Here is a 22788-nt window from a genome sequence, read left to right as displayed (position 1 = left end):
GGGAGAACCGGGGCAATGCGCCTGACCGTGAACGGCAGGAATCATGATGTCGACGCCGCTCCCGACACCGCATTGCTTCACGTGCTGCGCAACGACCTCGAATTGAACGGGCCGAAATATGGCTGCGGGCTCGGCGAGTGTGGCGCATGCGCGGTGCTGATCGACGGAGTCGCCGCCCGCGCCTGCGTGATTCCGATCGAGGGCTGCGCCGGACGCAATATCGTCACGCTCGAAGGCCTCGGCAGCCGCGAGCATCCCGATCCGGTGCAGGATGCCTTCATTCGCGAACAGGCCGCGCAGTGCGGCTATTGCCTCAACGGCATGATTATCACCACCAAGGCCTTGCTGATGCGCAATCCCAATCCGTCCGAGCATGAGGTGCTGGAGGCGTTGCGCTACAATCTCTGCCGTTGCGGCGCGCATATCGAGATCATCCGCGCGGCGATGCGCGCGGCCGGTCACGCCCTTGAGGCGCGCGATTGATGGTGGACGCACGGGCTCCTGAGCAACGCCAGCGCGGCTCGCTGTCGGTCGTCCGCCCTGCGGTGCTGGGCGCCGAAGATGAGTTCGAGACCTTCATCACCATCACGGCCGACGGCACGGTCAATGCCTATAACGGCCATGTCGATCTCGGCACCGGCATCCGCACCGCGCTCGGACAGATCGTTGCCGAGGAGCTCGACGTCTCCTTTGCCCGCGTCGTCGTGATCCTTGGCGACACCGCCGTGGTGCCGAACCAGGGCCCGACCATCGCAAGCGAGACCATCCAGATCACGGCCGTTCCCCTGCGCAAGGCCGCCGCGCAAGCGCGACACTTCTTGCTCGCACGCGCGGCCGAGCGGCTTGAGCTGCCGGCGAGTAGCCTCGCGATCGAGGACGGCCTGATCCGCGGCCACGACAACCGCAGCGTCAGCTATGGCGAGCTGATCGCGGACGAAACCATCCGGCTCGATCTTGCCGACGACGTTCCGGTCAAGGCCGTGAGCGCCTATTCCGTCGTCGGCAAGTCCGTGCCGCGCGTCGACGTGCTGGCGAAGGCCACCGGCGAGCTTGTCTACGTTCACGATGTGCGCGTGCCCGGCATGCTGCACGGCCGCGTGGTCCGCCCCCCTTACGCCGGCGTCGATGCCGGCCCGTTCGTCGGCACCAGCCTGATTACGGTCGATGAAGCTTCGGTGCGCGATATTCCAGGCCTCGTCGCGGTGGTGCGGATCGGCGATTTCGTCGGCGTCGTTGCCGAACGCGAGGAGAATGCGATCAAGGCCGCCGCGCAGCTCAAGGTGAGCTGGAAGCCGGGACCGGCGCTGACCGATCTTGCCGACGTGGAGAAGGCGCTGCGCGCCAATCCCTCGACCTCGCGCCAGCTGATCGACAAGGGCGACGTCGACGCCGCGATCAAGGCGGCCGCCAAGCCGATGCAGCGGACCTATCTCTGGCCCTACCAGATGCACGGCTCGATCGGGCCATCATGCGCGGTTGCCGATTACAGCGAGGGCGCGATCCGGGTCTGGTCCGGCACGCAGAACCCGCACATCCTGCGCGGCGACCTCGCGCTGCTGATCCAGCGACCGGAATCCGAGATCGACGTGATCCGGATGGAGGCAGCCGGCTGCTACGGCCGCAACTGCGCCGACGATGTTTCCGCCGATGCGCTATTGCTGTCGCGCGCGGTCGGCCACCCGGTGCGTGTGCAGCTCACCCGCGAGCAGGAACATGCCTGGGAGCCGAAGGGCACCGCGCAGCTGATGGACGTCAACGGCGGGCTCAACGCCGACGGCAGCGTCGCCGGTTACGATTTTGCGACGCGCTATCCGTCCAACGGCGCGCCGACATTGGCGCTGCTGCTCTCGGGGCGGATCGCGCCTGAAGCCGCGGTGTTCGAGATGGGCGACCGCACCGCGATCCCGCCCTACGACTACGAGAACATGCGCGTGATCGCCAACGACATGCCGCCGATCGTGCGCGCGTCATGGTTTCGCGGCGTCTCGGCGCTGCCGAACACCTTTGCGCATGAATCCTACATCGACGAGCTTGCGGCGGAGGCCGGGGTCGATCCGATCGAGTACCGGCTGCGCTATCTGAAGGATAAGCGCGCGATCGATCTCGTCAATGCCGTTGCCGAGCGCGCCGGCTGGACGCCGCGCCCGGTGTGGAAAGAGCCCGAGGCGGACGGCGACATCGTGCGCGGCCGCGGCTTTGCCTATGCGCTCTACGTGCACAGCAAGTTTCCCGGTTACGGCGCGGCGTGGTCGGCATGGATCGCCGACGTCGCGGTCAACAAGGCGACCGGCGATGTCAGCGTGACCCGCGTCGTCGCCGGCCAGGATTCCGGATTGATGATCAATCCGGAGGGGGTGCGGCACCAGATCGAGGGCAACGTCATCCAGTCGACCAGCCGCGCGCTGATGGAGGAGGTCTCCTTCGAGCGCGGCGCGGTGGCGGCGCGGGAATGGGGCGCCTACCCCATCATCAAGTTTCCTGAGCTGCCGAAGATCGATGTGTTGATGCTGCCGCGGCAGGATCAACCACCGCTCGGCGTCGGCGAGTCCGCCTCGGTGCCGAGTGCCGCCGCGATCGCCAACGCGATCTACGACGCGACCGGGGTCCGCTTCCGCGAATTGCCGTTCACGCCGGAGCGCATCCTGAAGGGACTGCGCGGCGAGCAGCCGGTCGCGCCCGCCCCGCTCCCGCCGCCTGCGCGGACGGCCGACCTCAACAGATGGCAGAATCCGTTTGTAAAGCGTGGCGGGATCCTTGCCGGCATCGCCGCACTCTGCGCAGCCGCGATCGGCATCGGCGCGGCCGTGCTGCCCTGGCGCGCGATCGCGCCAATCGCCCGGCCCGACGCCTCGGTCTATTCCGCTGCGACGATCGCCCGTGGCAAGGAGCTTGCAGCGCTCGGCGCCTGCGCCGTCTGCCACACGTCGGAGCATGGCGTCCTGAATGCCGGCGGCCGGCCGCTGGAGACGCCGTTCGGCACCATCTACACCACCAACATCACGCCCGATGTCGACACCGGCATCGGCGCCTGGTCCTATCCCGCCTTCGAGCGCGCGATGCGCGATGGCATCCATCGCGACGGGCGCCATCTCTATCCGGCGTTCCCGTACACGCACTTCGCCAGGACCAGTGATGCCGACCTGCAGGCGCTCTATGCCTATCTGATGGCGCGGACGCCGGTGCGCGCGGAGACGCCGGCCAACGCGCTCGCCTTTCCGTTCAATTTGCGTCCGCTGCTTGCCGGATGGAATGCGCTGTTCCATCGGCCCAACACGTTCCAAGGTGATCCCACTAAATCGGAAGTGTGGAATCGCGGCGCCTATCTGATCGAGGGGCTCGGTCATTGCAGCGCCTGCCACTCGCCGCGCAATGCGCTCGGCGCCGAACGGCAGCGCGCCTATCTCGCCGGCGGCTTCGCCGAGGGCTGGGAGGCGCCGGCGCTGACGTCGCTGTCGAAGGCGCCGATCCCCTGGAGCGAGGACGAGCTTTACGCCTATTTGCGCACCGGCGAGTCCGCCTGCACGGCGTCGCCGCGGGACCGATGGCGCCGGTCGTGCAGGAGCTCGCCGCGCTGGCCGACCAGGACATTCGCGCGATGGCGGTCTACCTCGCCTCGTTCAACCAGGGCACCGATCGGCCGGCCCACGATGCCATTGCCGCGAAGCTCGAAGCCGGCACCGTCGTCACCACCGCCGCCTCGGCCGGAGCGCGGATCTATCAAGGCGCCTGCGCGGTCTGCCATGAGGTCGGCGGCCCGCCGCTGTTCGGCAGCCGGCCGTCGCTGGCGCTGAACAGCAATCTGCACAGCGACGCGCCCGACAATCTGATCCAGGTGATCCTGCACGGCATCGCCAAGCCGGCCGTGACCGATCTGGGCTACATGCCGGCGTTCAAGGACAGCATGAGCGACGGCCAGGTCGCCGAGCTCGTCACCTTCCTGCGGCGGCAATTTGCCCCTGACAAGCCGGCCTGGGCCGATGTCGCCGCCACCGTCGGCCGTATACGGCAGACCATAGCGCGCTGACCTGCCATGTTCCGCCCGATACCCACTGGGCGGGCGGCGCCCGGCAGGCTAAGGTTCCCGCATGACCGTGACAGATATCGCGACCCGGACCTACAACCACGGCTGGCGGCTCGACCCGATCGTGCGCAGCCTGCTGGACACCGATTTCTACAAGCTGTTGATGCAGCAGATGATCCGGGAATGCTATCCGGACACGCGCACGACCTTTTCGGTGATCAACCGCTCGACCCATATCCGGCTCGCCGAGGTCATCGACGAGGCCGAGCTGCGCGCCCAGCTCGACCACGCCCGCACCATCCGCTTCACCAAGAAGGAGCTGATCTGGCTCGCGGGCAACACGTTCTACGGCAAGACCCAGATGTTCTCGCCCGACTTCATCAACTGGCTCTCGACCTTCCGGCTGCCCGAATACGAGCTGCACAAGGTCGACGGCCAGTACGAGCTGCATTTCCACGGGCCGTGGACCCACACCACGATGTGGGAGATTCCGGCGCTCGCGATCCTCAACGAGCTGCGCTCGCGCGCGGCGACCAAGACCTACGGCCGCTTCGCGCTCGACGTGCTCTACGCCCGCGCCAAGGCGAAGCTGTGGGCCAAGGTCGAGCGGCTGCGCAAGCTGGACGGCTTGCGGCTGTCCGATTTCGGCACACGCCGCCGCCATGGCTTCCTCTGGCAGCGCTGGTGCGTCGAGGCGGTGAAGGAAGGCCTCGGCCCCTCCTTCACCGGAACGTCGAACGTGCTGCTCGCGATGGACAACGACCTCGAGGCGATCGGCACCAACGCGCACGAGCTGCCGATGGTCGCCGCCGCGCTCGCCAATGACGACGAGGCGCTGCGCTGGGCGCCCTATCGCATCCTCGACCAATGGCGCCACACCTATGGCGGCAACCTCTTGATCGCGCTGCCCGATGCCTTCGGGACAAAACCGTTCCTGCGCGACGCGCCCGATTGGGTCGCCGACTGGACCGGCTTTCGTCCCGACAGCGCGCCGCCGATCACGGCCGGTGAAGAGATCATCAAATGGTGGAAGCAGAAGGGCCGCGATCCCAAGGAGAAGCTGCTGGTGTTCTCCGACGCGATGGATGTCGGCTCGATCGAGGAGACGTTCCACCATTTCAAGGGACGCGTGCGCGTCAGCTTCGGCTGGGGCACCAACCTCACCAACGATTTCGTCGGCTGCGCGCCCGACGGCACCGCCGAGCTCGACCCGATCTCGATCGTGTGCAAGGTGACGTCGGTCGACGGACGACCAGCCGTCAAGCTCTCCGACAATCCGGAGAAGGCGACCGGCATCCCGTCCGAGGTCGAGCGCTATTTGCGTGTGTTCGGCAATGTCGGCCGTGTTCGCACCGCAGTTCACGTCTAACAAAGCGTTTTCAAGCGAAGTGGACACCGGTTCGCGTGAAGAAAACGCGTCAAATAAAAGACTCCTCGCCAACCCACCATTCCATCGACTGACCTGACGAGTTTCGCATGCCCGCACCCAAGCCGCCTGCCTTCGAAACCCTGAGCCTGCACGCCGGCCAGCGCCCCGATCCCACAACCGGCGCGCGCGCGGTTCCGATCTATCAGACCACGTCCTACGTGTTCCAGGATGCCGATCATGCCGCGGCGCTGTTCAATCTAGAGCGCGCCGGCCACATCTACACCCGCATCTCGAACCCGACGACATCAGTGCTGGAGGAGCGGATCGCCGCGCTTGAATGCGGCGTCGGCGCGATCTGCACCGCCAGCGGCATGGCCGCGATGCATCTTGCGATCGCGACGCTGCTCAATGCCGGCGACCACATCGTCGCCTCCGCCTCGCTCTATGGCGGCACCATCAACCTCTTGGCGCACACGCTGCCGCGGTTCGGCATCACCACGACGTTCGTGAAGCCGCGTGCGCTCGACGAATTCCGTGCCGCGATCAAGCCGAATACCCGCCTCGTGATCGGCGAGACCATCGGCAATCCCGGCCTCGAAGTGCTCGATATCCCCGCCGTCGCGCAAATCGCGCATGATGCGAAGATTCCGCTGCTGATCGACAATACCTTTGCGACGCCCTATCTCAGCCAGCCGATCGAGCTCGGCGCCGACATCGCGATGAACTCGGCGACCAAGTGGATGGGCGGCCACGGCATCGCGATCGGCGGCGTCATCGTCGATGGCGGGCGGTTCGACTGGCGCGCCTCCGGCAAATTCCCGCAGCTCACCGAGCCCTATGCCGGCTATCACGGCATCGTCTTCGACGAGCAGTTCGGCAAGGCCGCCTTCATCATGCGCGCCCGCACCGAAGGCCTGCGCGATTTCGGCGCCTGCCTGTCGCCGACCAACGCGTTCCAGCTGCTGCAGGGCATCGAGACGCTCGGCGTCCGCATGGACCGCCATGTCGAGCAACACCCACGCGGTGCTGGACGCCCTCACCGCGAACAAGGCGGTCGACTGGGTGCTGCATCCCTCGCTGGAGACGCATCCGGATTACGCGCTGGCCAAGAAGCTGTTGCCGCGCGGCGCCGGCTCGATCGTCAGCTTCGGCATCAAGGGCGGCCGCGCCGCCGGCAAGAAGTTCATCGAGTCCCTGAAGCTGATCAGCCATCTCGCCAATGTCGGCGACGCCAAGACGCTGGTGATCCATCCCGCCAGCACCACGCATCAGCAGATGGATGCCGAGCAGCTCAAGGCCGCCGGCATCGGCGAGGAGCTGGTGCGGCTGTCGGTCGGCATCGAAACCGCTGAGGATATCATCGACGATCTCGGCCAGGCGCTGCGCGCCTCGCAAAGGACTTGAGCGCCATGCAGCTTTCCGTGAACGGATCAGACACCTTCATCGCGACCGGCGGCAAGCCGTTCGATCCGTCGCTGCCGGCGGTGGTGATGATCCACGGCGCAGGCTTCGATTCCTCGACCTGGGCGCTGCACAGCCGCTGGTTCGCCCATCACGGTTTTTCCGTGCTGGCGCCGGATCTGCCGGGCCACGGCCGCTCCGCCGGCAAGCCGCTTTCGACCATTGCCGAAATGGCCGACTGGATCGCCGCACTGATCAGCGCCGCCGGCGCGGCGAAGGCCCGGCTGATCGGCCATTCGATGGGCTCGCTGATCGCAATCGAGACCTCGGCGCGGCATCCCGACAAGGTCTCCGGCCTCGCGCTGATCGGCACCGCCGCGACCATGACGGTCGGTCCCGATCTGTTGAAGGCCGCCGAAGCCAATGACGTCGCTGCGATCGACATGGTCTCGATCTGGGGGCTCGGCTTCAAGGCCGAGCTCGGCGGCAGCCTCGCGCCGGGCCTGTGGATGCACCAGGGCGCGCAGCGGGTGCTGCAGGAGGCGAAGCCCGGCGTGCTGTACAACGACCTCAACGCCTGCAACGCCTACCAGAACGCGCTCACGGCGGCGGCCGCGGTCAAGGTGCCCGCCACCTTCATCCTCGGCGAGCGCGACATGATGACCCCCGCCAAGGCCGGCAAGACACTCGCCGCCGCGACGCCGAACGCCCGCACCGTGGTGCTATCGGGCGCCGGCCACATGATGATGGTCGAGCAGCCCGACGAGTTGCTGGCAGCGCTGCAGTAGCCACGCCGCAAGCTCCCCTTCCCCTCTCCCCTCATGTCCGCCGTAGCCTTGGCGAAGGCGGATGTGGGAGAAGGTGACATAGGCGGCAAACGGCCGCCGTTTCTAAACAACGCCGACGCGCAGCGTCGGCTACGGCGCCGGATGAGGGGTCCCTATCCGCGGAGACAGACCCTCGGCCGGCTCCGATGCCTTCGCATTCGAAGTGCCTTTTGCCGCTACCACCCCAAAATATCGAAAACAACCCCATGCAAAGGAGACGGGCGGGCGCCGGCAATCGGAGAAACCACTTGACGTGTGGGGCAACTCAGCGATATCTTCTATTATTCCGAATTCATGCAGTGGGATGAGTTTTGCTTGAATCGGCTTGCCGCGCTTTTGGTTCACCTCTCCCCGTCGGGGAGAGGTGAACTTTCGACACCGTTCCAGCGCAGCTTAATCTCACCATGCTCGAAGGCGCCTGCGCTACAGCGTACGCGTCCGTCGCGATCGCGGCCGAAAATTCTCACCCACCATGCCATTGCAAGGGCAACTTGGCGGGTAAGCACTTGATCCGTATCAATGACCAATGGCGGGTCGTGTTCCGGTGGACCGACGCGGGTCCGGAAGAACTGGAGATAATCGACTATCACGAGCCAGGACGTGTACTCATAAATCGAGGCGGCTCGGACCACGCGCATTGGATGTCTGCTATGGCCCAGACAGGAGCGCGAAAGCGGACATGGTCGAAAGTCCGAGAGGGACCATGAGCAGAACTGCAAGTAGCTGCCGTTACGCTCACCACGTGTACCGCACGACGCCCTTGCCGGCGTAGGAGCGCGTGACGTTGGAGAACTCGCCCTCGAAGGTCGCGGCCGCCGACCAGCCGTTGAGCCACTTCATCTCGGATGACGCCGTGACGAGCGCGGAATCGGCGGCCATCGCCGCGCCGTTCACAACGAAGCTGGCGCCAGGCAAGGTCTGGAAGGTGGCAGCGACGTCGCGGTCCGGGTTGAAGTCGTGCGCCCAGGCGAGACGCCCGCGCAAGGTGAGGATGCCGTCCGGCATGGCGAAGGATTTGTCGGTGCGCAGGCCAAGCTCGCTGCGCGTATCGGTGACGCTCTTCGAATTATAGGCCAGCGCAAAGATGTTGCTGCCGACGATCGCCTGCTCGGCGTAGGTCGGCAGATCGAACGTGACGAACTGCCCGGCCGTATATGGCGTGACGCCCAAACCCTGCGTGACGAAGCGATAGCCGCCCTCGACGCGCCCCGACCAGGCATTGGCATTGAACTGCGCGCGCAACTGATCGACGCCAGCCACCGTCACAAACCGATCGGTGGTGACGTCCTGCCAGCCATAGGCCACGGCGCCGGTGATATAGGCCGGCCCGACATTGTGCCGGATGAAGCCACCGGCCTGGAACAGGTCGGAGCGGCCACCGCCGAGATTGTTGGCCACCGCGAAATTGGTGCCGCCGCCGGCCAGCGCGAACCCCACGATGGTGTTCGGCGAGAAGCGGTAGTCGGCGCCGACCGCCACGCCATAGACGCTGCTCCGGGTATCGTTGGAGCCGACGACCGTATTGCCGTCGGTCCGCTGCGATCCGCCAAAACCGGCCGCCCACACGCTCCAGCGCTGCTCGAAGGAAGGCTGCAGCGGTGGCGCCTTGGTGTAGAGCGCAGCGTAAGCGTCGCGCTCGCTCCTGGCGCGGCCACTGCCCTTGGCGGCATAGGCCATGCTCTCGTCGGCATAGGCATTCGGACTGCCGCCCCCACCGATGGGATCGCCGCGCCCGGTGATGAAGGGATCGCTGATCACGCCCATGAACTGGTCCATCGCGTTGAACGTCGTCTGCTGAACGCCGGTGCCGATCTCGCCGGACAGCTGGGTCAGGCCTGTCGGTGTTAATGTGCCAAACACCAGCGGAATGCCGCCGGTGGTGTTGAAGAAGTTGATCAGCGCGTTGCCGACGTTCCGCTGGTTGACGTTCAAGCCGCTGCCGAAGTCCGGCGGCGTTGGACCGTTCGGCGGCGTAAAATTGAGCGCAAGATCGAGATAGGCGTTGTTGCCGTCGTAGCTCAGGCTCGGGGTAAAGCCCGACGGAAGGTTGGTGTTCACCAGCGAACTGAATGTGCCGATCACGCCGCCGCTGGCATTGACGATCGTGTATTGTTTGGCGACGTAGGTGCCGGCCGCAAACGTCGCGCGCACGGTGGCGCCACCGAGCGTCGCAGTGCCTGCCACATTGGTGCGGTCGGCGCTCGCCGGCGAGACCTCGATCAGGTAGCTCGCAGCCGACGTGAACACCAGATTGCCCTGCACGGTCAGCGTGCCGATCGAGTTGCCGGGCGCCAGCGCACCGCCATTGATGGTGGTGTTGCCCACCGTGCCGCTGCCGCCGAGCGTGCCGCCGGCATTCACCGTCAGGGCCGAGTTCGCGATCGAGCCGTCCACAATCAAGGTGCCGCCGTCGACCGCGGTCGCGCCGGTATAGGTGTTGACGCCCGCGAGCGTCAGCGTGCCGGTGCCAGCCTTGGTGAGCGAGCCGCCGCTGCCGCCGCCGAAACCTCCATCCTGCAGAACGCCGGAGAATGTGGTCGCCAGGTTGTTGCCGCCCACCTGCAGGTTCTTCGAGCCGAGGAAGATCGCGCCGGCGCCCTCGATCGAGCCTGCCGTGATGCCGGCACTGCTGAGCAGCGACAGATCAATGCTCCCGCCCGCGCCGTTGATGAGCCGCGCCGTGCCGCCCGTGCTCGTATTGACGAACCGAAGGCGGCCGTTGTTGGTGATGCTGGCGCTACCTGCCGTGCTGGTGTTGAAGAACTGGGTGAGGTTATTGTTGGTGATGGTGGCGTTGTCGGCCGTGCTGCTGTCGCGGAATCCCAGGGCGCTGCTGTTGGTAATGGTGGCGCCGCCGGCCGTGCTGCTGTTCCTGAAATTCAGGAGGGAGCCGTTGGTGATGGTGGCACTGCCCGCCGTGCTGCCGTTGCGGAATTCCACAATTCCCAGGGTGTTGGCGATCGTGGCGCTGCCCGCCGTGCTGGTGTCGGCGAAGAACAGGACGCCGCTGTTGGTGATGGTGTTGGCGATGGAGGCGCTACCCGCCGTGCTGGTGTTGAAGAAGCCAACGGTGCCCTGGTTGGTGATGGTGGCATTGCCGGCGCTGCCGGTGGCGCCGAAATTGACCGTTGCGCCGGTGTCGTTGATGATGGTGGCACTGCCGGCCGAGCTGGCGCCGGCGAAACCGACGCTGCCGGTAGCTGTGTTTGTGATGGCAGCGCTGCCGGCAGTGCTGGCGCCGTTGAAATTGAGGGCGCCGTTGTTGGTGATGCCGGCGCTACCTGCCGTGCTGGTGTCGAAGAACTGGATAAGAGCGTTGTTGGTGAGGGTGGCGCTGCCAGCGGTGCTGGTGCCGTGGAAGTTGAGTACGCCGGCGCCGTTATTGGTGATGACGGCGGCGCCGGCCGTGCTGCTATCCCTGAACTCGATACCGAAGTTGTTGGTGATGGTGGCGGCGCCGGCCGAGCTGTTGTTGAAGAAGTACAGGTTGGCAAGGCCGTTATTGATGGTGGCGCTGCCGGCGGTGCTGGTGTCGAAGAACTGGATGGTGCTGTTGTTTGTAATGGAGGCGCTGCCAGCGGTGCTGGAGTTGAAGAAGTTGAGGCTGCCACCGCCGTTGTTGATGATGGAGGTGCTGCCAGCACTGCTGGCGCCGCTGAAGTTGAGGGTGCCACCGGCGTTCACCGTCAGGGTCGAACTGGCGATCGAGCCGTCCACGGTCAAGGTGCCGCCGTCGACCGTGGTCGCGCCGGTATAGGTGTTGGCGCCCGAGAGCGTCAGCGTGCCGGTGCCGGTCTTGGTGAGCGAGCCGCCGGTACCGCCGCCGAGACCTCCATCCTGCAGAATGCCGGAGAACGTGGTCGACAGATTGTTGCCGCCCACCTGCAGGTTCTTCGAACCGAGGCTGATGGTGCCCGCACCCTCGATCGAGCCCGCCGTGATACCGGCACTGGTGAGCGACGACAGATCGATGTTCCCGCCCGCGCCGTTGATGAGCCGCGCCGTGCCGCCGGTGCTGGTGCTGAAAAAGCGGAGGAAGGCGTTGTTGGTGATGGTGGCGTTGCCAGCCGTGCTACTGTTGAAGAATTCAAGAGCGTCCTGGTTGGTGATGGTGGCACTGCCGGCGGTGCTGGTGTTGAGGAAACGGGCCGCGCCGATGTTGTTGGTGATGGCGGCGTTGCCGGCCGTGCTGGTGGCTAGGAAAACCAAAGTGTTGTTGTTGGTGATGGCGGCACTGCCGCCGTTGATGACGATGCCGGCGCCGTTGAAGGCCAGAGTTTGTCCGTTGGTGAAGGTGTAACTCGACGCCCCGGCATTGAAGGTCCAACCGCCGACGAAGGTATCGGCCAAGAACGACACGTTGTTCTGGTTGGAGGTGCCGAAGAAGGCGGTGCCGGTCGGGACCGCGGCCGGGGTCCAGTTGGCGGCCGCGTTGAAATCGCCGCTGGTCGGGCTGGTGAGCCAAGTGGCGTCCTGCGCCGATGCCGGCAGCGCCGCGGCGACCAGCGCCGAGGAGACGAGCAGAACGGCGCGAGCCGCCCTGCCCACTCGGTGCGTTGTCCGCGCCGATCGCATTTCCACCTTTGCCACGCCCTATTCTCCCATTCAGGCCCGAGCACCGCATTCGGCGATCGGGATTATCGACTCACATTGAAGTTGGGTGTCGCCGTTGATGTTGATGGTGGCCTTGCCGGCGGTGCTCGTGCCGGAGAAAAGAAGGATGGCGTTGTTGGTGAAGCTCGGTGCAGATGCGGAATCGTTGACGATGCCGGTGCCGTTGACGGTCAACGTAGTACCATTCCCCTGAAGGATGAAACTGTAGGCCGGCACGCCCACGCTGAACTGGATCGTGTTGATCGATGTACTGGCGCTGATGGTCACCGAGGTGGGGGTGCCATTGTTGGCGAAGGTCGCGCTGCCGTCGGGAACGGTCGGCGTGGAGCTCCAGTTGACGCCCGTGGTCCACTCACCCCCGGGGCCGTTCCAGGTGCCGTCGACGGCTTGCGCGGCGTCCGGGGCAAGCATCGCGATGACGCCGAGGCACGTCGATGCGAGCAGCGCAGCGCGCAATGCACGCCTGCACGCCCGGCGCTCCGATCGCAGCATCCTGCCGTGGTCGGCCACCGGCAGATCCTGAGCTGACGCCCGCCCCCTGAAAACGACAATCCTTGAGGAGACCGCGATGGAAATGAACGCGCACAATTGACGCTCAAGCATTCTCGCTTCCCGAGCAAACTTTTGAAAAAACCAGCCAACGCGGGAAATATAGGCAAAGCGACAGACTCGGGATGTAGCCGGGTTGCAACAGCAACCGATGACACCATTTGCTGAGCGACGCTTGCTCCCAGCGCGGACCGCAAAACGACCTGAACAAATCTCCAATTCCCCCAGCCAATCCGCGACTTGCGACCTTTGGCGCGACCACACTGAGGTCTCCCGCCGGAAAGGTTGAGCCGGGGAAATGAGACACCGGGTCGACAGAATGAGACGCCTTGCAAACCGAGAGCTCGCGCGGCACGCTGAGCACAGAAATCAAACGGAGAGTTCCTTGAAGCGGTCGGCGACTCGGATGCGTGGCAGGATGCCGTCTCAATTCCGCTTGGACCTGTCAGTCGCGCCGGGCAACGCGCACGAATTCGATCTCTGGCGCGGCGGCATGTCTCCTCTGTTCGCGCTGGACGCCGCGGATGCCGAGGCGCGCTCCTCCTTCGCGGTCCAAATGACCAGCTATCAGTTTGCGGACGTCGCCATCGTCTCCGGCCGTTCATCGGCCGCCACGTTTGAACGGACGGCGCCGTTGATCGCACGTAGCGGCATCGACAACATCTCGCTCGTTGTCTACGCGGAAGGCGGGTGTGCGTTCGACGCCGAGGGACGCGCCGCCGAGGTTCGCGCCGGAGACGTTGGTTTTCTCGACCTGTCGCGCCCCACCTCCTTGCGCGCCCCCAACTACGAGAGCCTCACACTGATACTGCCGCGCGCTGCGCTTCAACCGCACCTCGCCGACCTCGACGGCCTTCACGGACGGGTGCTGCAAAAAAGGAATCCGCTGAATGCAATGCTGGTCGGACATCTGCGGACGTTGTTCGCGGAAGCCCCGGCGCTGAGTCTGGCGGATGGCCGCGCGGCGGTGAACGGAACCGCGGCGCTCATTGCCGCGTTCGCCGGGCCGTCGGCCAACGGTCGAGACGTGATCGCGCGGTCCGAATCCGCCGCACCGATGGTTACCTTCCGGCGATTTATCGAGGCGAACCTGCATGATACGGAGCTGGGACCGGAGTTCATATGCCGCAAGCTTGGCGTATCGCGCGCGAAACTTTATCGGACGTTCGAACCGATGGGCGGCGTGAGCTCTTATATCCAACAGCGTCGACTGGGGCGCGCGCGTCAATTGATCACAGATCCGGCGCACGCCCACCAGCGCGTCGGCGTCATCGCCGCTCGGTGCGGGTTCGGCAGCATCTCGGTGTTCAGCCGCGCTTTTCGTCAGGCCTTTGGCCTGCCTCCCACGGAAATGCGTGAAGCACTTGAACGCGCCGAATTTGCCGATGTCGTGTTTTCCGGCGAGGCCGGTTTCGGGACCATGAGCCGGTGGCTGCTCGGCCTCGACACGGGCGGGACCTGAACTGCCCTCAGTTTCCGCTTCCAGCGGCGCGGTTGCCAGCCCGAAAAGTTCGACGTCCGCTCCAGGTCACAACCGGTGAAGCTCAGGACGAGCACAAGGTTTCCGCTTCGCCTCCAAGACCCGACATTTTGCACGTCTATGCGTACAGGCCTGGCCTGGTCGGTCCACACGGATCGCGTAGCCAAAAACGCTTACGCGCACGACCACGCAGGCGGTCGGAAGCAATTTCCAGGCGGCTGCTAGCGGCACGCGTCGGACGACGAAGGCACCGTTTGGCGGACGATGCCGCGACGCCGAACGCCCGCATTGTGGTGCTGCCGGATGCCGGTCACATGATGATGGTCGAGCAGGCCGACGAGTTGCTGGCAGCGCTGCAGTAGTCACGCTCGCGGTCCCTCTTCCCTTCTTCCCTTGTGGAAGAAGGTGGCGCGGACGCAGTCCGCGACGGATGAGGGGTCTGATCCGCGGATAGAGACCCCTCACCCGGCTTCATCTCGCTCCGCTCAATTTCGCCACCCTCTCCCACAAGGGGAGAGGGTGCATCTCGTGCGCGGATGGGCTCAGGATTACTGCTTCGCCGGCTTCCTTCCGATCGGGTGGATGTCGATCGCGCGCAGGCGGCCGAGGCGGAGTACGTCCATCGACAGGCTCCGGTCGATCCGGCTGTGGTCGAGCGCGCGGATCAGGTCGTCGACACCGTTGATCTCGATGCCGTCGAGCCTGATCACGACGTCCCCGGGCAGCAATGCCGCGCGCGCGGCCGGGCTGTCCGGCTCGATCTGCATCAGGAGCGCACCCATCTTGTTCTCGACCCCGGCCAGCACCGCGTGCCGCCGCGGCACCGGCGCGGTCTGCCCGGCGACGCCGATATAGGCGCGGCGGACATAGCCGTGGCGGATGATCTCCGACAGCACGAACTGCGCGGTGTTAGAGGCGACCGCAAAGCAGATGCCCTGCGCGCCGTTGATGATCGCGGTGTTGATGCCGATCACCTCGCCCTTCGACGACACCAGGGGTCCGCCGGAATTGCCGGGGTTGAGCGCGGCATCGGTCTGGATCACGTCCTCGATGGTCCGCCCGCTGACCGAGCGGATCGAGCGGCCGAGCGCCGACACCACGCCGGCGGTGACCGTCGATTCGAAGCCGAGCGGATTGCCGATCGCGACCACCAGCTGGCCGCGCCGCAGCGTCTTGGAGTTGCCGAGCGACGCGTAAGGCAGATCGCGCGCGCCATCGGCCCGCAGCAAGGCGAGATCAGTGTCGGGATCGACGCCGAGCACATGGGCGTCGGTGACGAAGCCCTCGGTGTCGCGCAGGCGGATCTCCTTCGACGATCCGACCACGTGGCTGTTGGTCAGCACGAAGCCGTCGGGCGAGATCACGATGCCCGAGCCAAGCCCGCCGCGCTCGCGCGCATTGCGCACCTTCGGCCCGGTTTCGACCCGGACCACGGCGGGACCGACGCGGTCGGTGACGTCGATCACGGCATTCGAATAGGCATCCAGCAAAGCCCGGTCGTCTTCCCGGGCAGCATCGGCCGTCGCCGCTGACGGCGTGTCACCGGCGGTATCTGAGGTAAAATCCAGCATGGCGAGAGTCCTTTGGCCTCCACAGATGGTGACCGGCTCCCCGCGCCGCAAGTGGTTACGCCCCCGCGCAGCCCTGCCCGGCTGGCTAGGGCAAGTTAAGTCTAGGACCGAAGCCGCTCGGCCACGCACTTGCTTCACCTCTCCCCGATGGGGAGAGGTCGATTTGCGAAGCAAATCGGGTGAGGGGCCGCAGCTCCAATGATGGACCGTAACCCCTCACCCGGCGCTATGCGCCGACCTCTCCCAAGGGAGAGGTGAAGCTCCGCCGTCGGTGCAGATCAGCCCAATCTCATCAGGCTCTACGGCGCCCGCCGCAACGTGCCGCCGCGCGCTTTGACCGGATCGAGCAGCGACCAGTCGCCCTCCGGCAGCACATGGCCTTTCGGGAACGGCGCGCGCAGCTCGAGGCCGAGCGAGCGCAGCACGCGGTCGTCGCGGTAGTAGCATTGCAGCACCACGCGGACGAGCGTCGCCGCGGCAGCGCCGCCATGGCTACGAAACTCCCGCGCCACCGCATCGCGCCCGGCATCGTCGAGCTCGGCGAGCGGCTTGCCCGCGAGCTTTGCCAGATGATCCAGCGCCTGCGCGACCAGCGCGGTGTCGCGGCCGAGCGTCGCCAGCATGTCGGCCTGGATCGCGGCATCGTCCGCCCCCGGCACCTTGTACTCGTCACTGGCGGGAACGATCATCGCGGCGACGGTGCGCAGATTGGCGCGCTGGGCTGCGGTCAGTTGATTGCTATCGGACATGTCGGTCTCGGGCGGTCTCAGTCGAACAGATTGGCGAGGCGCTGCTTCATCTGATCGGCGATGTAGAGCGCAAGGGCCTGGATGGTGGAGGTCGGATTCACGCCGCCCGAGGTGACGAAGATGCTGCCGTCGACGATGAAGAGGTTCTTCACGTCGTGCGAGCGGCCCCATTCGTTGACCACGGAGCGCGCCGGATCGGTGCCCATCCGCGCGGTGCCGAGCAGATGCCAGCCGCCCCACGGGATCGGATCGTTGATGCAGATGTCGGTGGCGCCGGCGGCCTCGAGGATCTCCCGGCCGCGCGCCAGCCCATGGTCCATCATCTTCCGGCTGTTCGCGCTGATCGTGTAGTCGATCTTCGGCGCCGGGATGCCGTGGCTGTCCTTCAACACGGGATCGAGCGTGACGCGGTTGTGCTCCTCCGGCAGATCCTCGCAGATCGCGGAGACCGCGAGACGATGGCCGTTGAGCCTGCGGAACACGCGATGATGATCCTTGCCCCAGGGCAGGATGCCCTTCTGCTCGCTCGCGACCGCCTCGAACACCGGTCCGGCGCCGCGGCCGAACTGGATGCCGTAGCCGCGGACGAAGCCGCGCGACAGATCGGTGTCGTAGAACTCCTTGCTCCACAGGCAGGTCGGCGGCGCGCGGTTGCTGTCGGTCGGCTCCTTCACGAAGCCGTAGATCTGCGCATAGGGGTGGAACATCAGGTTCTTGCCGACCAGGCCCGACGAATTGGCAAGGCCATTCGGGAATTTGCCTGACACCGAATTGAGCAGCAGCCGCGGCGTGCCGACACCGTTGCAGGCGATGATGACGACTTCGGCCGGCTGAAACTGCTCGACGCCGTCCTTGTCGTAATAGACGACGCCGGAGGCCATGCCGTGCTCGTTGGTCAGGATCTCGCGCACCCGGCAATGGGTCTTGAGCTCGACCCCGGCACGGACCGCGTGCGGCCAGTAGGTGATGTCGGTCGAGGCTTTGGCACCCTGCGCGCAGGCCGGCGTGCAGTGGCCGAGATTGATGCAGCGCGCCCTGCCCTCATAATCCATCGTCGCCACTGTCGTGTCCGACGGCCACCAGTGCCAGCCAAGCTTGTTCATGGCGTTGCCGATCAGCGGGCCCGACAGGCCGAGCGGCTGCTGCGGCATCGGCGGGCGGCTCAGCGGCGACAGCGGATCACCCGACAGGCCCGAGACGCCCATCATCCGATCGTTCTCCTCGAAGAATGGGGTGAGCGCGTCGTAGTCGATCGGCCAGTCGTCGGCAACGCCGTCCAGCGTCTTCACCTTGAAGTCGGACGGATGCAGCCGCGGCCAGTGCGCGGTGTACATCACCGTCGAGCCGCCGACGGCGTTGAAGTTGACGACCTTGATCGGCGAATTGTCGTCGTTGATCGGATAGTCCTCGGGACGGCGGCGGACATTCGGGCTGGACGACCACTCACCGTAGAACTTCGCCTCCCAGTCGCGCCCGGTGCTCGGATATTCAGCAGGATTCATCCAGCCGCCCTGATCGAGGCAGAGGATATGCATCTTGGTATCGGCAAGGCTCCAGGCCACCGCGGCGCCGGACGCGCCGGCGCCGATGATCAGGACGTCAACGGGATCGTTCTTCATTCTTGTTCCTTGGAGTTTCTTCTTCTGTCATTGCGAGCGAAGCGAAGCAATCCATTCTTCCCCAAGCGGCGAGATGGATTGCTTCGTCGCTTCGCTCCTCGCAATGACGGGGTGATGCAGCTCAATTCACGATTCTCACCGGCAAGCTTCGTATACCGCGGATGAAATTGGAATAGAGCCTTTGCGGCGGGCCCATCAGCTCAAAACGCAGGTCGCGTGCCAGAACCTCCTCCCAGAGGATACGCAGCTGCTGCTCGGCGAGGCGATCGCCGACGCAGCGGTGGACGCCGGCGCCGAAGGCGAGATGCTGGCGCGGCTTGGCACGGTCGATGATGAACTCATCGGCGCGCTCGATCTTGTCCTCGTCGCGGTTGCCCGAGATGTACCACATCACGACCTTGTCGCCCTTCTTGATCCGGCGGCCGGCGAGTTCGACGTCGTTGCGTGCGGTGCGGCGCATGTGCAGCACCGGCGTGTGGTAGCGGATGGTCTCCGACACCAGGTTCGGGATCAACTCGCGCCTCGCGCGGACCAGCTCGAACTGCGCGGGGTTCTCGCACAGCGCCATCAGCCCGGCCGACATCGAGTTGCGCGTGGTGTCGTTGCCGCCGACGATCAACAGCCCGATCGTGCCGATGAACTCGCGCGGCTCCAGATTCCGCGTCGCCTCGGAATGCGCCAGCATCGAGATCAAATCGAAGGTCGGCGGCGCATCGGCCCGCGCGTCCCACAGCTTGCGGAAATATTCTCCCATCTTGACCAGCTCGGCCGTGCGTTCGGCCTCCGAATGCACCACCGCGTCGGGGGATTCGACGTTGGCGATCGCGACATCCGACCACCAGGTCGAGCTTGGCGCGGTCTTCCGAGGGAAAATCGAACAGCGTCGCCAGCATCATGTTGGTGAGGTCGACCGAGACCCGCTCGGCCCAGTCGAAGGTCTCGTTGCGCGGCAGCGCATCGAGCACGGCTGAGGTGCGCTCGCGGATCAGGGCGTCGAAATTGGCAAGGTTCGACGGCGCCACGATTGGCGCCACGGTGCGGCGCTGCGCGGTGTGGCCGGGCGGATCCATGCGGATGAAGCTCGGCCGCTCCTGCCCTTCGGCTGGTCCGCGACCTGGATACCGCCGAGCTCGGAGGCGGAGGAATAGTTCTGGTGATCCAGCTCGACCGCGAAGATGTCGTCGTAGCGCGTCACCGACCAGTACGGGCCGTAGGCCGACGCCTCGCAATAATGCACGGGATCGTCGCGGCGGAGCTGCGCGAACAGCGGCCGCCAAATGTCATCCTGATAAAGCCGGGGATTGCTGACGTCTATGGACGTCGGCCTGCGCAGCGCCTCTCCCATCGCTTCACTCCCGTTAGGTTCCGTCGCCGCTTGGCGGGCGATCGTCGTGTCGGGCCGACGATAGAGGGAGATCCCGCGGCCGAGTAAAGCCGCGGGGCGGACAGTCCGCCGTGCGGAATGCGCGCAACCCGACGCACCCGGCAAATCCCGATAGCTGCCCCGCTCCGCGATGTTTGTCGGCAGCAGGAAGACCGGCTAGCCTTGCCGGCAATCAAACCATCGGGGAGCAACGACAGGTGGCCGAATTGCGCCAGGACAACACCGCCCAGACGGCTGCGCTGGACTACGACGTCATCATCATCGGCGCCGGCCTGTCCGGCATGTACCAGCTCTACCGGCTGCGCGAGATTGGTCTCAGCGCGCGCGTGTTCGAGGCCGGCACCGGCGTCGGCGGCACCTGGTACTGGAACCGCTATCCCGGCGCACGTTTCGATTCCGAGAGCTATTCGTACGGCTACTCGTTCTCGAAGGAGCTGCTCGAGGAATGGGAGTGGTCGGAGCATTTCGCCGGCCAGCCCGAGACCTTGCGCTACTGCAACCATGTCGCCGACAAGTTCGACCTGCGCCGCGACATCCAGTTCGAGAGCCGCGTCACGTCCGCGATCTTCCAGGACGACACGCGAAGCTGGCAGATCACGCTGGAAAGCGGCGCGCAGCACTCCTGCCGCTTCCTGATCACCGCGATCGGTCCGTTGTCGACGCCGACCCTGCCGCGCATTGAGGGCCGCGACGATTTCAGGGGCCAGTCGTTTCACACCGCGCGCTGGCCGAAAGAGAAGGTGGATTTCACCGGCAAGCGCGTCGCCGTGATCGGCACCGGCGCGACCGGCATCCAGACCATCCAGACCATTGCCGGCGAGGTCGGGCATCTCACCGTATTCCAGCGCACCGCCAACTGGGCGGCGCCGCTGCACAACGGCAAGATCGACGCGGAAACGCAAGGCAAGATCAAGGCCGGCTATCCCGAGATCTTCGCGCGCTGCAAGGAGACGTTTGCATGTTTCGTGCATACGCCCGATCCGCGCGGCGCGTTCGAGGTGAGCGAGGCGGAGCGCGAGGCGTTCTACGAGAAGCTCTATGGCGAGCGCGGCTTCGGCATCTGGCAGGGCAACTTCAAGGACATCCTGATCGACCGCAAGGCGAATGCGACGATCAGCGATTTCGTCGCGCGCAAGATCCGTCAGCGCGTGAAGAACCAGGCGGTCGCCGAGATGCTGATCCCGAAGAACCACGGCTTCGGCACGCGGCGGCTGCCGCTCGAGACCTTCTATTACGAGGTCTATAATCGCGACAATGTCGAGCTCGTCGATATCAAGGAGACACCGATCGAGCGGATCACGCCCGAGGGCATCCGGACCAGCGACAGGGACTACGCCTTCGACATCATCATCTACGCCACCGGCTTCGATGCCATCACCGGCAGCTTCGACAGGATCGATATCCGCGGCGCGCACGGTGCGCGGCTGAAGGAGAAATGGACGCACGGCCCCGAAACCTATCTCGGGCTGATGGTCGACGGCTTCCCCAACATGCTGATGTTGATGGGCCCGCACACCGCGCTCGGCAACATCCCGCGCAGCATCGAATACAGCGTCGATTGGGTCACCGGGCTGATCCGCTTCGCGCAGGAGAGAGACCTGACCTTCCTCGACGCCACGCCTGAAGGCACCGCCGACTGGACCGAGCATGTCAAGGCGCTCGGCGTCGGCCTGCTCTCCAACGAGGTCAATTCCTGGATGACCGGCATCAACCGCAACGTCGAGGGCAAGCAGACCCGCATCGTCGCCCGCTACAGCGGCAGCGCCCCGGCATATCGCGCGCGATGCGACGAGGTGGCGGCGAAGGGGTATGCGGAGTTGCGGTTGGGCTAACGTGCGTATTGAGACGATGCGCGAGCCACACCCACCGCCGTCGTCCCGGCGAAAGCCGGGACCCATAACCACAGGGTTGAGTTGTTGAAGGAGGCTGTGGCCCCGGCACCGTGCAACAATGACCATCGGTGGTTATGGGTTCCGGCTTTCGCCGGGACGACACAGAGTGTGTTGCGCCGTCACCTCACCACGCATCGATACACGGCCGCTTGCGGTGGGTCCGCGGCTCGACTTTCGGCACCGAGCGCAGGCCGGCCATGATCCAGTGCCTTGTGTCGGCGGGATCGATCACCTCGTCGATCTCGAGCACCGAGGCGATCGAGACCGCCTTGCCGTTAGAGCGTTAGCCGATCAGGTTGCAAGTAGCCCGCGGCGATGAAGTAGTTTGTGGATTCCGTGGGCGTGTAGGTGTCGATGATGCGCCCGACAGCATCCCAAAGGCCGCCGACGGTGCGTTCGGCGGCCTTCCGCAGATTTGCTTTGAGCTTGGCGAAGGCATTCTCGATCGGATTGAGGTCGGGACTGTAGGGCGGAAGATAGAGAAGCGTAGCGCCGGCCGCCTCGATCATCTCACGTATGCGGGGCCCTTTGTGGCTGGAGAGGTTGTCCATGATGACGATGGCGTGGTCTGGCAGCTCAGGAATGAGCACCTTTTCGACATAGGTCTCAAAGGCGTTGCGGTTGATGGGGCCATCGAGCACCCAGGGCGCGATGATGCCGCGTGTGGTTAGAGCGGCTACGCAGGTAGTTGTTTTCCAGTGGCCGTGAGGAACGCTGGCCCGCAGACGTTCTCCGCGCTGGCAGCGGCCATGGGTTCGCGCCATGTTGGTCGACGCCCAGGTCTCGTCGATGAAGACGAGCCGATCCCGGTCGAGCTTGCCCTGGCTCTCGCGCCAGGCCTCGCGTCGCTTCAAGACGTCCGGGCGATCCTGCTCTGAGGCATGGGCGGTCTTTTTTTACGCGTGATCTTGTGGCGCTCGAAGAAGCGGCGGATCGTGCCATAGCCAAAGGACAGGCCTTGTTTGCTCAAGCCGTCACGCAATTCCTCGATGGTGATATCCGGCGCCGTCTCGAGCAGAGCCATGATCGTCGCCTGATGAGTATCAATCCGGTGGGACTTGCGGTCGCCGCCCTGAGCCCTCGGCTGGGCATCGCCTTGCTCCCGCTCGCGCGTTCGCCAGCGGCTTACGCTTGCCGCGCTGACGCCAAATCGCTCGGCAGCCTGCCGGCCTGAAATGCCACTCTCAATACAGGCAAGCACACGTTCGCGAAGATCCATCGACAGCGGTTTCGCCATGCCCGCCGGCCTCCAGCTCCGGCGACCAGCTTGAATCACCAAAACGCTGATTTGTGAATCCCCAACGATTCAGTC

The 22788-nt window shown here is 65.3% G+C and carries 13 protein-coding genes and 3 pseudogenes; 8 read left to right on the top strand and 8 right to left on the bottom strand.

Annotated elements, in window-relative coordinates; genetic code table 11:
- Positions 1-15: 15 nt before the first annotated feature.
- The 5 genes and pseudogenes from ACSKB9_RS36750 to ACSKB9_RS36730 all read left to right on the top strand — a co-directional run bounded on the left by ACSKB9_RS36750 (position 16) and on the right by ACSKB9_RS36730 (position 7579).
- Complete coding sequence (locus tag ACSKB9_RS36750) at positions 16-483, top strand: (2Fe-2S)-binding protein (protein ID WP_438079305.1); 468 nt, start codon at positions 16-18, stop codon at positions 481-483.
- A pseudogene (locus ACSKB9_RS36745) lies at positions 483-4024 on the top strand (molybdopterin cofactor-binding domain-containing protein). Before ACSKB9_RS36750 ends, ACSKB9_RS36745 begins: the two are co-directional and overlap by 1 nt.
- A 61-nt stretch (positions 4025-4085) precedes the next feature.
- Complete coding sequence (gene pncB, locus ACSKB9_RS36740; RefSeq protein WP_028334374.1) at positions 4086-5390, top strand: nicotinate phosphoribosyltransferase; 1305 nt, start codon at positions 4086-4088, stop codon at positions 5388-5390.
- Between the two features lie 107 nt (positions 5391-5497).
- Positions 5498-6794, top strand: a pseudogene (locus tag ACSKB9_RS36735) (O-acetylhomoserine aminocarboxypropyltransferase).
- Between the two features lie 5 nt (positions 6795-6799).
- Positions 6800-7579: an alpha/beta fold hydrolase gene (locus tag ACSKB9_RS36730; RefSeq protein ID WP_438079303.1), complete on the top strand. Its 780-nt coding sequence runs from the start codon at positions 6800-6802 to the stop codon at positions 7577-7579.
- A 774-nt stretch (positions 7580-8353) separates the two neighbouring features.
- On the opposite strand, the gene ACSKB9_RS36725 is transcribed toward ACSKB9_RS36730, so the two are convergent.
- Positions 8354-12166, bottom strand: coding sequence for an autotransporter domain-containing protein (locus tag ACSKB9_RS36725; protein WP_438079301.1), 3813 nt, complete (start codon positions 12164-12166; stop codon positions 8354-8356).
- A gap of 57 nt (positions 12167-12223) precedes the next feature.
- Positions 12224-12835 (bottom strand): hypothetical protein, encoded by a 612-nt coding sequence (locus tag ACSKB9_RS36720; RefSeq protein ID WP_438079299.1) that lies wholly within the window; start codon positions 12833-12835, stop codon positions 12224-12226.
- A gap of 364 nt (positions 12836-13199) precedes the next feature.
- On the opposite strand from ACSKB9_RS36720, the gene ACSKB9_RS36715 reads away from it, so the two are divergent.
- Both ACSKB9_RS36715 and ACSKB9_RS36710 read left to right on the top strand, forming a co-directional pair.
- On the top strand, positions 13200-14243 hold the full coding sequence (locus tag ACSKB9_RS36715) for a helix-turn-helix domain-containing protein (protein WP_438079297.1): 1044 nt from the start codon (positions 13200-13202) through the stop codon (positions 14241-14243).
- 272 nt (positions 14244-14515) lie between these two features.
- Positions 14516-14623, top strand: a complete 108-nt coding sequence (locus ACSKB9_RS36710) for an alpha/beta fold hydrolase (protein ID WP_438079295.1) — start codon at positions 14516-14518, stop codon at positions 14621-14623.
- Between the two features lie 186 nt (positions 14624-14809).
- Here ACSKB9_RS36710 and ACSKB9_RS36705 read toward each other — a convergent pair whose 3' ends face one another.
- From ACSKB9_RS36705 to ACSKB9_RS36690, 4 genes and pseudogenes are all read right to left on the bottom strand, one after another.
- On the bottom strand, positions 14810-15832 hold the full coding sequence (locus ACSKB9_RS36705; RefSeq protein WP_438079293.1) for a S1C family serine protease: 1023 nt from the start codon (positions 15830-15832) through the stop codon (positions 14810-14812).
- 299 nt (positions 15833-16131) lie between these two features.
- Complete coding sequence (locus tag ACSKB9_RS36700; RefSeq protein WP_438079291.1) at positions 16132-16581, bottom strand: hypothetical protein; 450 nt, start codon at positions 16579-16581, stop codon at positions 16132-16134.
- Positions 16582-16598: 17 nt separating this feature from the next.
- Positions 16599-18200 carry a GMC family oxidoreductase gene (locus ACSKB9_RS36695; RefSeq protein WP_438079289.1) on the bottom strand — a complete coding sequence of 534 codons (1602 nt, stop codon included), beginning with the start codon at positions 18198-18200 and terminating at the stop codon, positions 16599-16601.
- 121 nt (positions 18201-18321) lie between these two features.
- Positions 18322-19545, bottom strand: a pseudogene (locus ACSKB9_RS36690) (cytochrome P450).
- Between the two features lie 236 nt (positions 19546-19781).
- Here ACSKB9_RS36690 and ACSKB9_RS36685 point away from each other — a divergent pair.
- Positions 19782-21416 (top strand): flavin-containing monooxygenase, encoded by a 1635-nt coding sequence (locus tag ACSKB9_RS36685; RefSeq protein WP_438079287.1) that lies wholly within the window; start codon positions 19782-19784, stop codon positions 21414-21416.
- A gap of 184 nt (positions 21417-21600) precedes the next feature.
- Here ACSKB9_RS36685 and ACSKB9_RS36680 read toward each other — a convergent pair whose 3' ends face one another.
- A complete protein-coding gene (locus ACSKB9_RS36680; protein WP_438079285.1) occupies positions 21601-21726 on the bottom strand; it encodes a hypothetical protein in 126 nt (41 codons plus the stop codon).
- 25 nt (positions 21727-21751) lie between these two features.
- A protein-coding gene (locus ACSKB9_RS36675) for an IS630 family transposase (RefSeq protein ID WP_438071698.1) occupies positions 21752-22713 on the bottom strand; the annotation gives its coding sequence in 2 pieces (ribosomal slippage) (positions 21752-22374 and positions 22374-22713; 963 coding nt in all).
- Between the last annotated feature and the right edge of the window lie 75 nt (positions 22714-22788).

The sequence above is a fragment of the Bradyrhizobium sp. BR 1433 genome, from assembly GCF_051547665.1.
GTDB classification, from domain to species: domain Bacteria; phylum Pseudomonadota; class Alphaproteobacteria; order Rhizobiales; family Xanthobacteraceae; genus Bradyrhizobium; species Bradyrhizobium australafricanum.
Note: the sequence above shows the minus strand (reverse complement) of the source record. Positions and strands in the feature narration are given on the sequence as shown.